This window comes from Bradyrhizobium sp. SK17, from assembly GCF_002831585.1.
Classification (GTDB): domain Bacteria; phylum Pseudomonadota; class Alphaproteobacteria; order Rhizobiales; family Xanthobacteraceae; genus Bradyrhizobium.
In genome coordinates this window covers 3,557,207-3,570,592 of record NZ_CP025113.1, presented here as the reverse complement: position 1 = coordinate 3,570,592, position 13,386 = coordinate 3,557,207, and the positions used below count along the sequence as shown (strand labels likewise).

The window sequence follows — 13,386 nt, the reverse complement described above, 5'->3', positions numbered from 1 at the left end:
CACCCCGTCGCTCGGGAAAAATCGGTTGCGATCGACCGGAATCTTGTCAGGCTATGTGACAAGGTCCGACGAGATCGCGCCATATCCCGGGAGCACGCCATGTCGCAGCCGACGCCGATCCTGCATCATTTCGATCAGTCGCCGTTCTCCGAGAAGATCCGCATCATCTTCGGCTTCAAGAGGCTGGCCTGGCACTCGGTGCGGATTTCCCGGATCATGCCGCGGCCGGACCTGATGCCGATGACCGGCGGCTATCGCCGGACGCCGACGATGCAGATCGGCGCCGACGTCTATTGCGACACCCAGATCATCATCCGCGAGCTGGAGCGGCGCTATCCGACGCCGACGCTGTTTCCCGCAGGCAATGCCGGCATGCCCTGGGCACTCGGCATGTGGACTGACCGGCCGTTCTTCCAGAGCACAGTCAACCTGGTGTTCGGCTTCATCGGCGACAAGGTTCCGCAGGATTTCATCGCGGATCGCGAGAAGCTGCGCGGCGGCAAGTTCGATGTCGCTGCCATGACCGCGGCGCTGCCGCAGATGCGCGACCAGTTCCGTGCCAATATCGACTGGATCGAGGCGCAGCTCGGCGACAACAGGCCGTGGCTGCTCGGCGAGTTCAGCCTCGCCGATGTCAGCGGCTACATGAACGTGTGGTACGCGCGGCAGAGCCTCGCCTCGATGGACGAGATGATGAAGCCCTTCCCGCGCGCGGCGGCATGGGAGACGCGGGTCCGCGCCATCGGCCACGGCACGCGCACCGAGCTATCGTCCAGCGACGCGCTCGAGATCGCCGCGAAGGCGCAACCGGAATCGCCGGTGTTCGGCGATCCCGCGGATCCGAACGGCCGCAAGCCCGGCGACATCGTCGCCGTGATGCCGGATGACTACGGAAAGATCCCGGTCCGCGGCGAGATCGTCTCGCTGTCGGCCCAGCACATCGCGATCCGCCGGTCCGACCAACGCGCCGGCGACGTCGTGGTGCATTTCCCGCGCGCCGGCTTCCTGGTTGTGCCCGGCTGATCGCCCGCGGACGCATCCCGGCTCCATCCGACGAGACCTGGAAACGCTGCGTTTCGCGGCGTGACCTTGCCTGGCCCCGAACAGGCAATAGCTTTCCCTCATCTCCAACCCAAGGCTCCACAGCGCAGGCTCGCGGACAGCTCCGCGGCAACACGACCTCCTAGCCTGCGTGCGATGGGTGGCCCGTGGCGGATGCTCCGCCACGCCGACAACTGGACCATGTGATGACGACCTCCCTCGAATTCGGGCTCGATACGTTCGGCGACGTCACCAAGGACGCGGCCGGCGCGCCGCTTCCGCACGCCCAGGTGATCCGCAACGTCGTCGACGAGGCGGTGCTGGCCGATCAGCTCGGGATCGATTTCATCGGGCTCGGCGAGCACCACCGGGCCGACTTCGCGATCTCTTCCCCTGAGACCGTGCTGGCGGCGATCGCCGCGCGCACCAAGGACATCCGCCTCGGCTCCGCGGTGACCGTGCTGAGCTCGGACGATCCGATCCGGGTGTTCCAGCGCTTCGCCACTGTCGATGCGGTCTCCAACGGCCGCGCCGAGGTGATCCTCGGGCGCGGCTCCTTCACCGAATCGTTCCCGCTGTTCGGCTTCGACCTCAGGCAATACAGCGAGCTGTTCGAGGAGAAGCTCGACCTGTTCACCGAGCTCCTGAAACAGGAACCGGTGAGCTGGGAGGGCAAGCTGCGGCCGCCGCTCAAGGACCAGTCGGTCTATCCGCCGGTCGAGCACGGCCGGCTGAAGACCTGGATCGGCGTCGGCGGCAGTCCCGAATCGGTGGTGCGCGCGGCGCACTACGACCTGCCGCTGATGCTCGCCATCATCGGCGGCGATCCCAAGCGCTTCGCGCCCTATGTCGATCTGCACCAGCGAGCCTACCAGCAGTTCGGCCGGACACCGCAGCCGATCGGCGTGCATTCGCCGGGCTATATCGCCGAGACCGACACCCAGGCCCGCGAGGAGTTGTGGCCGGACTACAAGGTCATGCGGGACCGGATCGGCAAGGAGCGCGGCTGGCCGCCGATGGGTCGCGACGAGTTCGTGGCGGAGGCCGAGCACGGTTCGCTGTATGTCGGCGCCCCGGAGACGGTCGCCCGCAAGATCGCATCGACCGTGAAGACGCTCGGCGTCGCGCGCTTCCAGCTGAAATACTCGGCCGGCCCGCTGCCGCATGAGAAGCTGATGAAGAGCATCGAGCTGTACGGCCGCAAGGTGGTGCCGATGGTGCGCGACATGCTCGCCGCGTGAGGCGTCAGAACCTCTCTCTCAAAGCAAAACCCCCGGCGTTTTGGCGCCGGGGGCTCTGTTAGGTCACTGTCAGATCAACCGGTATTACCAGTTGCGCTGAGCGCGGAGCAGGAGCTGGTAGGTGTCCTGGTTCTTCAGCTCATACACGGCAGCCGGCTTGCCAATGCCAGCGCTGGCGCTGGTGATCGTGCCAGCGTAGTTCTGGTCCAGATGGGCGTAGGTGAAATCTGCCGAGAAGGTCAGGTTCTTCACCGGGGTCCACTGGGTCTGGGTACCGAGCTGCGCGAAGCTGTAGTCCGGGTTGCACGAGGTCAGGCCGGCGGTGCCGAAGACGGCGCCGAACGAACCACCAACACCGTTGCCAGCCGGGCCGCAGATGTAGCCCTTGGCAGTGCTGTTGTAGTTAACCTGGGCCCAAGCACCGTAGATGCTGGTGTTCCAGTAGGGGTTCCAGTTGTGGACATACGCACCACGGAAGCCGTAGGTCGTGACCAGCTGCTGCGAACCACCGTTGATGAACACCGAGTCGGGCGCAACGCCGAAGCCAATGCTCTGGTAGGCACCCGGAAGGTTGGTGCCACCGTAGATCGTGTTGGCGCCGGCAAGGCTCAGCTCAGAGATGTTGTAGCGCGTCGCACCGTTGGTGTAGACGCCCTGGATGTTGATGGTGTCGCCAGGTCCGGTCGGGATGTTCTTGATCGACAGAGCCAGCGCACCAGCCCAGCCCCACTTGTCGTCCGGATGACCGGTCAACTCGGTGCCGCCGTAGTAGGCTGCGTGGTTGTTATGCGCCGCGAACGACGCCTGGAACAGACCCCAAGCCTGGTCGACGCGGAGAGATGCGATCAGGTCCGGAGCGATCGTGCCGGCATAGTCGCCAGCGCCGTACGGTCCGAGCAGGCCGAGCACCGCGCCACCGGCACCGGTAGCGCCGAGATTGTTGACGCCGCCCTGCATGTAGGCCGTCTGGTCTTGAGCCGACAGAGACAGCGACACGCCGTTGCCGAACTGCGCGGTGTAGCTGAACTGGTTGACACCGGTGATCGTGCTGATGCCGCCGACGAGACCGTCGAAGCCGTTGCCCGGATAGGCCGCCCACGGAGCTGCGAACTGCGAGACCGCCTTACCGATGGTGAAGCCGGCGAACTGGATGAAGGCGTAGTAGACGCCGACCGTACCAGCAGCAACCGCACCGCCATTGGCGTTGTTCGGCGCGCTGAAGGACGTCGTACCCGAACCAAGCTGCGAGTAGACCGTCGAGCCGGTACCCGTCGCGCCATAGCTGTCCGAGGTCCAGTTGAAGGTCGCATCGAAGAAGGTGCGGACCACGCCGTACTCGGTCGCGGTGCGCGTATCGATGTTCAGATCTTCACGGGAGCGCCAGGTGTAGCCGTTGGTGAAACGGTTGTTGGCAGCGCCGGCGCCGGCGTAGTTGCCGATGGCGTCGATGTTGGCGTTCGCCAAGACGTCGACACGCAGGTAGCCGCCCAGCTTGATACAGGTATCGGTGCCCGGGATGTAATAGAAACCGGGACCATACAGGGAGCAAACCTTCACGTACTCGACCGCTTTGGCCTTGACGGGAAGATCGGCCGCCTGAGCTCCGCCGACCGCGACGAGAGCCGCCGCCGAGCCGAGGATAAGGCTCTTAACCATCTTCATGTTAAACCTCCAAGTTGCTCTATCTCAGGGAAGGTTCCGGATCCGCCGGGTAAAAAACACCCTCAGGTTGGTTCCCTTTGTCCCTTAAAATCCCCGCCTAGTCGCTTCGCGCCTTCGGACACACCCGCATGAACGCGAGGGACTTAAGCGAACCACCTAAAACGGGACGACCTTGGGATGCCCCCCTCCGTCGCAGTTCCATATGAGACAGAAGGCCCCCGATCACGCAACAAAAGACCGCTACGATTGAGGCGCGCTGCGGCTGTTTTCGGGCAAATGTTGCACAAATATCACGGGCATTTGACCTGCGACATATTCGCAAGCCATTGAAATATATTATGAAAATTTATCACACCGTTGACCGGCGCAAATTTGGGCAACACCGGGCGGAACGGTGTGCAAAACACGTAGTCCTACGGAAAGCGCGGATGCGAGGTCCAGATTTGGGACGACTGATTCCGGCTCCGAATCTACTAATTCGGCCTGAAAACACCGAAATCTGAGCAACATAGCCCAGCATCGGATACCGCCGACTCGCACCTCGAAGGGGGCAATCCGATTGCTTGGAGCGAGTCGAGGGGCGGCGGACAGACCGCCACGGATGTGCAGTAACGGCGTTCGATGTCAGCCAGATGTCAACACCCGGCCGCGATCAGTTCGTTCTCTGTGGTGGCGGCGCCGTGAAAAATCTCCACTGCGCGCCGATTCTCACCGCTTGAGCTTTCGTGCCGAGCAGGAGCTTCTCAAGGCCGGCGAAGAACCCCGCGGCGCTTCTTTGTCCGGCGCTGCTCGTCGGGAACGCACTTCACCGTCCGGAATATGCGCCAGCAACGAGCACAATGCGGGCCGGTACGTCGGTTGAAGTCACGAAGAGCCGCTGCTGCTCGACACGGCAACGCTGATCATTCAAATCGAACGGATATCTCATCGAGCGGGATGCCGGTCGCCCTCGCGATCCATCGCTCTCCTGGTTTGACCGGCATCGCGAGAGTCAACGTGCCGGTCGAAACGACTTCCCCCGCCTCCAACGATGGATTGGTGGGGTCGGCCGCCAAGAGCCCGATGAGTTCGCGGAGCGCGTTCAAGGGACTGTCGAGTACCAGAGCGCCACCTCCGCGCTGCAACAGTTCGCCGTCGCAGAAGAGATCAATCTCGAAAGCTGACAGCTGACGTATCCACTGGGTACGGCGCGGCGCGATCGCATGGCGCGGTCCGATCAGGAGTTTTCCGTGCAAGCCGTTGGCGGCGATCGTGTCCGGAGCCGAGAACTTCCAGCCCGGATAGATGGATTGGACGACCTCGAAGCCGAGAGAGATCCACTCCAGACAATCGATGAGCGCCTCGTCGGTCATCGCGGGCTTCGGGGCGGCCTTCAGCCCGAAGATGATCTCCGGTTCTATCCGGGGTTCAGCGAACTCCGCCAAGGAAACCGCACGCACGTCGATCAGGTCGTGCGTCGTGCGGCTGGTCGTATATCCCCAAATCGGCGATTGAACACCGAACGCGCTCCACATCTGCCGGTTCGTGAATCCGATCTTCCGGCCGGTCATCCTTTCGCCTTCGGCTTCGAAGGCCGCACGAAGGAGTGGCGTGATCTGATAGGCCTGCCGCAGCGTCAAACCATCGGGTCGGCAGGAAAAACACGAGACCCGGGAACGATCCCTCAGGGCGGCGATCACCTTCGCGGCGATATCGCCGATGTCAGCTTGAGCCATCGTCCTCGATCTATGCTTGGTGGCTATCGTGCAAGATGCCGATCAAAGAAGGATCCGATCTCCGTATACACCTCCTTCGACTCGGGGGCCAGGGGTTCAGGTACTGACCGTGGGCCATCGCTTCGTAGACGTGCAGCTCCGCGACCACGTCCGCTTGCCGCAGCTTGCGATGGGTCAGGCACGTAAGGCTGAGAAACAGGTCTCGAGTACCACTGGTGAGGATCGCCGGAGGCAGGCCTCGGAAATCTCCCCGCAGAGGAGAGATGAGCGGGTCGGCCATATCGTTGCCGCTGGCATAGGCGATGGCCGAGTGGCTGATGTAGCCGTTGTAGCTCACCAGATTGCCGTCGATCCACTCCAGGGTCTCCATCGTATCGCCGCCGCCGGCTCTGGTGAGGTCGGACCAGGGCGTCCCGGGCCCGATCGCACCTGGCAACGCCAGGCCTTCGGCCTTCGCGCGCAACATCAGGGCGAGCGTGAGGTTTCCACCCGCGGACGTTCCGAAGACCGCGATCCTGCGCGGATCCTTCTCTTGGACGAGAGCCCTGTAGACCGACATCGCGTCGTCGAGCGCGGCGGGATAGGGAAAATCTGGAGCCAAGCGATAGTCCACGGAAAGCACCCTGTAGCCGGCATACGCCGCCATCAGAGTCGCTTCCATCGTGCCGGCTTCCCCAGGAAAATAGACGAAGCCGCCGCCGTGAAGATGGACGAGGATGCGATGCTCGTTCTCCCGACGAATGTTTTCCGGCGTCAGTTCGAAGACGCGGACCCCGCCGACGACCTTTTCGTCGAGTCGGACGGCAAGTTTCCGACGGGTATCGGCCATCGTGCTCAAGGTGGACGCCGTCAGCAGATCCACCGGTCGCTTCCAGTCCTCCGGTCTCTGCGGATGGCTCGCCGTCCACTTCGGAAGGGCATAGGGCGCAGCGATCATCTCTTGCAGAAGACCGCTCGCGCTCGTCGGAATCGGAATGCTCCGTGCGGGCACGTATCTCGGCCCGGGCCTGGCATTGGCATCGTTCTGGGCGCGCTCGAGTGCGAGGTAGTCGGGATCGCCATGGTCCGGACGGGCCTCTTGCGGGATCGGAGAAGGCGTGAGGTGCAAGGCTTCGCTCGCCGGGTCCACTTGCCGTCTATCATTTCCGCCCCACATAGCACCCACCCACATCGGCTCGTTATCGTTGCTGCGTCCGTTCTTCGACAGGACGAACGACTTTTGACCAATGGTCCGATCTTGCGAAACGACCAGTTGGTCCCACGGAAACGACCAATTGCGTGCTGAGGGTCGACGAGGGACGATGTCCCAACGGCATTCTGCGAGGGCGTCCCGAGCGGCCGAAAGGCTACAGGATCGATTTCACCACTTCCGCAAGCCGCTGCGACGCGAATTGCAGTTTTCGCGAGTCGAAGCCGGAGTAACCGAGAAGCAGCCCCTGCCTCGCGGGCGAGTCCAGGTAGAGAGGACTGATGGGCCTCACCGAAATCCCGTGCGACAACGCCGCCTCGGCGACCTTCAGGTCGGATATCCCGTGCTTGAAATGCACCGCCAACTGCATCCCGCACTCCGGGACTTCGACGTCAATGAGATCACCCAGAAAACGAGTCACGGATTCGACGACCACATCCCGCGCTTCCCGATAGCGGGTCCGCATGCGGCGTATGTGACTCGTCAGAAATCCGAATCTCATGAAATCGGCTACCATCGCCTGTTGCAGCGTCGGCGGCTGTCGATCCGTCGTGAATTTGGCTCCCGTGAAGACTTCGATCAGCTCCTTCGGAACGACCGCAAAGCCGAGGCGGATGCCCGGAAACAGCATCTTGCTGAGCGTGCCGATGTAGATGACGCGCGAGCATTGATCGATCCCCTGCAGGGACGCCAGCGGACGCCCGACATACCTGAATTCGCTATCGTAATCGTCCTCGATGATCCACGCATCGTTCTCCTTGGCCCAGGAGAGCAATTCCAGCCGACGACGCATCGACATCACCGCACCGGTCGGAAATTGGTGCGATGGAGTGACGTAGGCCGCCCTGGCGTTCCTGCACCTTTGTAGACCCGCGCCGACGTCCAAACCGTCCTGGTCGACCGGCACGGGAATGAGATCCGCTCCCGCCGCCCGCAGCGCGAACCGCGCCCCCATGTAACCAGGATCCTCAACCCACACGGCATCGCCCGGATCGATCAGAGACCGCACCGACAGATCGAGCGCCTGCTGTGCACCTGAAAGAATGACGACCTGCTCGGGATCGCAACGGACTGCGCGCGCCGCCTTCAGATATTGCGCGACCTCCCGGCGAAGGGAGAGCACCCCGATGGGGTCTGAATAGCGCAGGTGGACCCGCTCCAGCGACCTCAGTTGCCGCGAACAGGCCCGCCGCCAGTTTTCGATCGTTATGGCGTCGACGGAGCAGCACCCCGCACGGAAGGGTATATCTTCGAACGGCTCCAGGCCCTGGGCCAGGCTTCGGAAACGCTTTCCCGCGGCGGATAGTCGCAACGAACCGGCCTTTTCCGCGACTGGTCTTGGAAGGATCGCAGATATGAGCTGCTCCGGCACGTCGTCGGTCACGTAGGTTCCCGAGCCTGCGCGCCCTTCCACGTAACCTTCGGTCAGAAGCTGATCATAGGCCGACAAGACCGAGGTACGGGACACGCCGAGTCGATCGGCCAGGCGACGCGACGACGGAAGACGGCTTCCGGGCAACAAGGATCGCGAAACGATCGCCTGTCTCAGTTGCTGACAGACCTGCTGCAGCAGCGGGATTTCGCTGTCGTGATCGATCGCAAGATCCAGGAAGTCGGCCCATCCGCCGCCCGCCCGCGGAGCGCGCCTTTTCGAAACCTTGAGCTGCGAGCCTGGCATCCCATTCTCCGATAGCGCGCTCCGTAGCGGCATGCGGGAAAGCAAATGTGGTCTTTTAGAGTACACCAGAGCGACCTTCCGACAAGACCAATGCTGGCGCCATGCGAAACCGCAAGCGCGCTTCGTATGGCCGGCCGAACCACGAAAAAAATCGCCGCTTCGGTTTGAAGCGGCGAGCACGGTCAATGCGTGTCTCATGACACGGTCTGGGAAAATTCGTGCCCACGGACATGATCGGTCCCGCGACTCCGGACCACGGGAAGAGTGCCTTCTCGAGGCCGGCCTCGCACGTCCGGCATGGCATCCCCGCGTCGCGGTTACGGCGCGCGCCAGGATCTCATGTCATCCAGGGGATAGAAGGGCCTTTCCAGGTTCTCGTAGACGAAGAGCGAACTGTCCGAACTCGTCACACCTCGGCTGTCGCATTCGACGACCCCGTCGACGATCGGCTCGAACACCGGCCGGCAATACATTCTGGATTTCAGCAGAATAAATCGCGCCCGACGAGGATCTATGCCTACGCTTTCGAACACGCCGAGGTCCCAAGGCTCGTTTCTCTTCTCCGAGATCACGATCAGGGCCGTCCCCGTATCGAGCACAGCACAGCGGCCCATGGAGACTTCCTGGCCAGTGTACGTCGGGCCGGTGACGACGTAGCGTCCGTCGGTCAGGGCGCGGACGACTCCGCTCACGCGTATCGGCTTGCGTTTGGAGCCGATCTTGGGAATGGGCACCTTGTTGCCCAATTCGATCGTCGTGCGCGCGCCTATGCCAGCGCACATCAGTTGAGCTACGGCTTCCCGGTCGCAGACCGGCCCGAAGATGAGGCCGTCAAGACCCTGTCGGGTCGCTTCGACGAAGGCGTCCATCGTGTCGCAGGTTCCGCCCGACGTGCAATTGTCGCCATGATCGATGAGAAGCACCGGCCGCCGCGAACGCGCCGCCAGGCCTTTTGCGCGCGACACGGACTCACTCAAGGGTTCGCTCTCATAGGTGAATCCTTCACGATCGTCCCAGATCTGATCGGCGATCCGATCTGCCGTTTCGTCGGCCGCGCCGCGATCGCCGTTTCCGACCACCACCACGCTGACGAAAGGCCGCGGAATGTCGGCAAGCGGAAATCCGGCGAAGATCGAAACCGCGAGCATGCCCTGGGTCTCGGCAAGGACGCCGGATTCCACCGCCCGGCGCATGGCGCCATGGCCGGTGGCGCTCATAAGCGTGTTGGCAAGGATCGGAAGCTGTCGCCAGGCGACGACCGGCTTCGCGCGTCCCGACAGCATGTCGAACAAGATGGTCGCTGCCCTCTCCCCGCATTCGTACATGTCGATGTGAGGAAACGTCCTGAAGCCGACCATGACGTCCGCGTTGTCGACGATCTTCTGGGTCAGGTTTCCATGGAGATCGAACGCGATACCTATGGGTATGCCCGGGCATTTCGTGCGGATGCGTTCGAGCAGTTCTCCCTCTCCGTCGGAGCTCTGCTCGGAAACCATCGCTCCGTGCAGGCTGAGCAGGATCCCGTCATGGCTCGGAGCCGCGTCCACGATCAGATCGCAGATCGCGGAGAATGCCTCGGCGGCCACCGGACCACTCGGATGCGTCGCAGCGGTCACCTTGACCGTGATCTCCGCTCCGACGCGTTCCGCCACGTCGATGAACGCCGCCATTGGCGTGCGCATCCCCTTGTGCCTGGCATACGCATCCTGTCCCCATAGCGGCCCCCCGTCCTCGAAGGCGGCCAACGGCGTGGCTATCGGCGAGAACGTGTTCGTCTCGTGACTCATGCGCGCGAGTAGGATCTTCATGATCGGACGAGCTCTAGGCGGCCTGACGGTTCGTGCTGCCGCCCGGATCGGCCGACGAGCGGAGAGATTGGGTGACGCCGCTGACCAGCAACATGGTCAGGACGTTCGTCGTCAGAGCGAAGAAGCCGATGTTCACTCCCTGCATGCTGGGCGGCAGGAAGGGGAGCAGGTCCGCCATCGATGTCTTCGTCACCGAGGTGAAGACGACGACCGAGAGGCCCACGACGATGCCCGCGATGGCTCCCTGCTTCGTGATACGGTTGTTCGGCAGCAAGCTGGAAATCAGCGACGGAAACAGCTGGACGACGAAGCTGTATCCCATCAACAGGAGCGCCACGATGGTATCGCCGCCCGAGATCGCCAGCAGGACGGCGACGATCGCGATCAGGGGAACGAACAGGCGCGCGAGATTGATCACGGCGCCGTCCGACACCTGCTTGCTGATGGCTCCGCGAAACACGTCATTCGCGAGTACCGTGGCGACGGAAAGCATCAGCATTGAGCCGGGAACCAAGGCCGTCAGAACGCCGGCCGCGCCGATGACGCCGATGAACCACGGATCGAAAGTCTGCAGGCTCAATTTCAGGAGCGCCAAGTCGATCTCGCCTCCGGTCAACCCCGGGATGACCAGAATGACGGCGAAGCCGGAAAACAGCGCGAACAGCAAAATCAACTGATACAAGGGCAACGCGACCGCGTTGCGCCGGAACACGTTGTCGTCCTTCGCCGTGAATGCCGCTCCGAACGTGTTCGGCCACATGTGGAATCCGAGGACTGTCAGAAGCACGGTCGACTGGAACCACGCGATGTTCATTCCGGTCTCCGGAAACACCAGGAAATTCGGTTTCGCCGCGTCGATCGCGCGGAACATCCCGCCGATGCTGCCGTGGTAGTGCACGGGCAGATAGATCCCCAGGAAGACGACGATGAACAGGATAAGAAAATCCTTGAAGACTGCGTTCCAGGTGGAGCCCCGAACTCCGGAAATGATGACGTAGAGAGCGACGACCGCCGCACCGATCCAAATCGCGAGGGTCGGCGAGACCGCGCCATAGGATGCCGCGGACACGATAATGCCGAGGCCCTTCAACTGAAGCATCAGGAACGGAACCATGGCGAGCACCCCGACGAGCGCGGCCAGAACTCCCAGGAGTGGACTATCGTACTTGTGCGAGAAGAAGTGGGATTGGGAGACGAGCTGATGCTGCTTGGCATATCGCCAGATCGGAGGCATCAGCCAGTACGACAGGACGTATCCAAGCGTGGGGTAGACCAGGACATAGTAGACGGGTGCTCCCTTCCCGTACGCCCATCCGCTTCCTCCGATGAAGGTGAAGGTCGTGTAGATTTCGCCTGCGAGAAGAATGAAGACGAAGATCGAACCAAAGCTGCGTCCACCGACGGCCCATTCTTCTAGGTTCATGGTACGCCCTTTTCGGGCGAGGATGCCGGTGAACAGTGCGATCACCGTTGCGGCACCGATGACGATGAGTGCGCTCATGGCTGCGTTCCTTCCCTCGTGTTCTATTTCTTGTTCGCTGGATCGGTCCGGTAGACAATCGCCATGATCACCGCGCTCAGAACGATCCAAAGCACGATCCAGGCGAGGACCAACGGCATGCCGAGAATGAGCGGCTCAACCCGATTCACGAAGGGCGTGCCTACTATGAATCCAAGAAACGGCAGCAGCGACAACAGGTGACGGATCATTTCGGCGCACTCCGATTGGGATCAAGAAGGTCGACCGGTTTCCAACAGCGCGGGGCGCGATGCGAAATAGCGCCAGACAGCCACCGCCAATTCGGCCGCCGCCAATGCCAACAGCGTCACGAGAAGCGCTTGATATCCGCTGTTGACGATGATGTAGGCGCCAACCTTCGGAAAACCGTAGACGCCAAGGAAGTAGGACAGAGAGAAGTAGACCAGCGTCTTGGAGCGCACGCGCTCGTCGGATTCGTTGACTGCCTGTGCCTGGATGAGAGGATAGACCAGTCCGTAGCTGAGCCCGAGGATCAGCGCGCTGACGGCATACAGAAGATCGGTCCGCGTGATCATGAGTAAGCCTAGCGCCATGCACATCGTCGCCAGCAGCGCCATTGTCATCTTGATCGGATCGCGGCGACTTACGGAGCCGCTGAGAAGGAAGCGGGCCCCGATCACGGCGATCGTGTACCAGATGAAGAAGACCGAGAAGTTCAACCCTCGCGAAATCGCGAAGGTGGTCTGGAAGTTCGTCATCGTGCTGAAGATGCACGCGCCCAGGAACACCATGATGAGCGGATATTTCGCACCCGACCCGAAGATCAGACGCAAGGCCCGTTTTTCTCCGCCCGACAACGCGAGCGATCTCTTCGGGATCTGATGGAGCCGCAACGCCGCGAGATTGAAGAGCACGGCCGCAGCAAGCGCGGCGACCATCGCGAACGCGAACAGACGCCACTGCGGAATGTCGAGCAGGAGCGCCTGGCGCGACGCTACAGGCGCCAGACCCATCCCGATGGCGTAGAACGCCGACATCACGCTGAAGAAGACCGCGCGGTTCTCGTCGGTCACCAGGCTCGACAACATGATCGGAGCGATGGTGAAGGTGAGCCCCCATCCCGCGCCCAGCAGAAATCCGCCTAGATAGTAGATCGGCGAAATGCCTTCGACGAAGGCGAAGATGGCCGCTCCGACGGCATACAGGAGCGCGCCGACGACCACACACAGATTGAGCGAAAACGCCTTGAGGAGCTGATTGGCGAAACCCACGCACCCCAAGGTGCCGAAGGCGCCGGCAAGAAGGATGTTTCCGACGACGGACTCGTCTCCCCCGAGCGCCTTGATGTACAGGGGCAAGGTGAAGAAGATACCGTATGCGGTCGCCATGCTCAGGCACCCGAGGTATACGAACAGGCGCAGAACGCCAGTCCCCGAAGAGGGTGCGGCCATCGTGACACTCCAAGGCGATTTTCGTTTTCGTGCGACGGTCCCGTCGAAGAGGCGGGTTCGAATGGACAAAACCTTGCAACGCCCGATACCGGATTGACAGTACCACTTGGCTAGCGTGACA

The 13,386-nt window shown here is 62.3% G+C and carries 10 protein-coding genes; 2 read left to right on the top strand and 8 right to left on the bottom strand.

All coding sequences use genetic code 11. The features are described from left to right. Nucleotides 1–99 precede the first annotated feature (99 nt). Nucleotides 100–1,023, top strand: a complete 924-nt coding sequence (locus CWS35_RS16520) for a glutathione S-transferase family protein (RefSeq protein ID WP_100952552.1) — start codon at nt 100–102, stop codon at nt 1,021–1,023. A 224-nt stretch (nt 1,024–1,247) separates the two neighbouring features. Then, a complete protein-coding gene (locus CWS35_RS16515) occupies nt 1,248–2,282 on the top strand; it encodes an LLM class flavin-dependent oxidoreductase (protein ID WP_100952551.1) in 1,035 nt (344 codons plus the stop codon). 84 nt (nt 2,283–2,366) lie between these two features. Here the strand turns inward: CWS35_RS16515 and CWS35_RS16510 are convergent, their stop codons facing one another. The 8 genes from CWS35_RS16510 to CWS35_RS16475 all read right to left on the bottom strand — a co-directional run bounded on the left by CWS35_RS16510 (nt 2,367) and on the right by CWS35_RS16475 (nt 13,265). Then, nucleotides 2,367–3,944, bottom strand: coding sequence for a porin (locus tag CWS35_RS16510; RefSeq protein ID WP_100952550.1), 1,578 nt, complete (start codon nt 3,942–3,944; stop codon nt 2,367–2,369). Nucleotides 3,945–4,846: 902 nt separating this feature from the next. Beyond that, nucleotides 4,847–5,659, bottom strand: coding sequence for a 2-keto-4-pentenoate hydratase (locus tag CWS35_RS16505; RefSeq protein WP_100952549.1), 813 nt, complete (start codon nt 5,657–5,659; stop codon nt 4,847–4,849). A gap of 10 nt (nt 5,660–5,669) precedes the next feature. Then, complete coding sequence (locus CWS35_RS16500; protein ID WP_157817174.1) at nt 5,670–6,767, bottom strand: alpha/beta hydrolase; 1,098 nt, start codon at nt 6,765–6,767, stop codon at nt 5,670–5,672. 238 nt (nt 6,768–7,005) lie between these two features. Next, a complete protein-coding gene (locus CWS35_RS16495) occupies nt 7,006–8,526 on the bottom strand; it encodes a PLP-dependent aminotransferase family protein (protein WP_168226338.1) in 1,521 nt (506 codons plus the stop codon). Between the two features lie 317 nt (nt 8,527–8,843). Then, nucleotides 8,844–10,334 (bottom strand): M81 family metallopeptidase, encoded by a 1,491-nt coding sequence (locus CWS35_RS16490; RefSeq protein ID WP_100952546.1) that lies wholly within the window; start codon nt 10,332–10,334, stop codon nt 8,844–8,846. A 13-nt stretch (nt 10,335–10,347) separates the two neighbouring features. Further along, nucleotides 10,348–11,835 carry a sodium:solute symporter gene (locus CWS35_RS16485; RefSeq protein WP_100952545.1) on the bottom strand — a complete coding sequence of 496 codons (1,488 nt, stop codon included), beginning with the start codon at nt 11,833–11,835 and terminating at the stop codon, nt 10,348–10,350. Nucleotides 11,836–11,858: 23 nt separating this feature from the next. After that, nucleotides 11,859–12,044 carry a DUF3311 domain-containing protein gene (locus CWS35_RS16480; protein WP_100952544.1) on the bottom strand — a complete coding sequence of 62 codons (186 nt, stop codon included), beginning with the start codon at nt 12,042–12,044 and terminating at the stop codon, nt 11,859–11,861. A gap of 21 nt (nt 12,045–12,065) precedes the next feature. Next, nucleotides 12,066–13,265, bottom strand: a complete 1,200-nt coding sequence (locus tag CWS35_RS16475) for an MFS transporter (protein ID WP_157817173.1) — start codon at nt 13,263–13,265, stop codon at nt 12,066–12,068. Between the last annotated feature and the right edge of the window lie 121 nt (nt 13,266–13,386).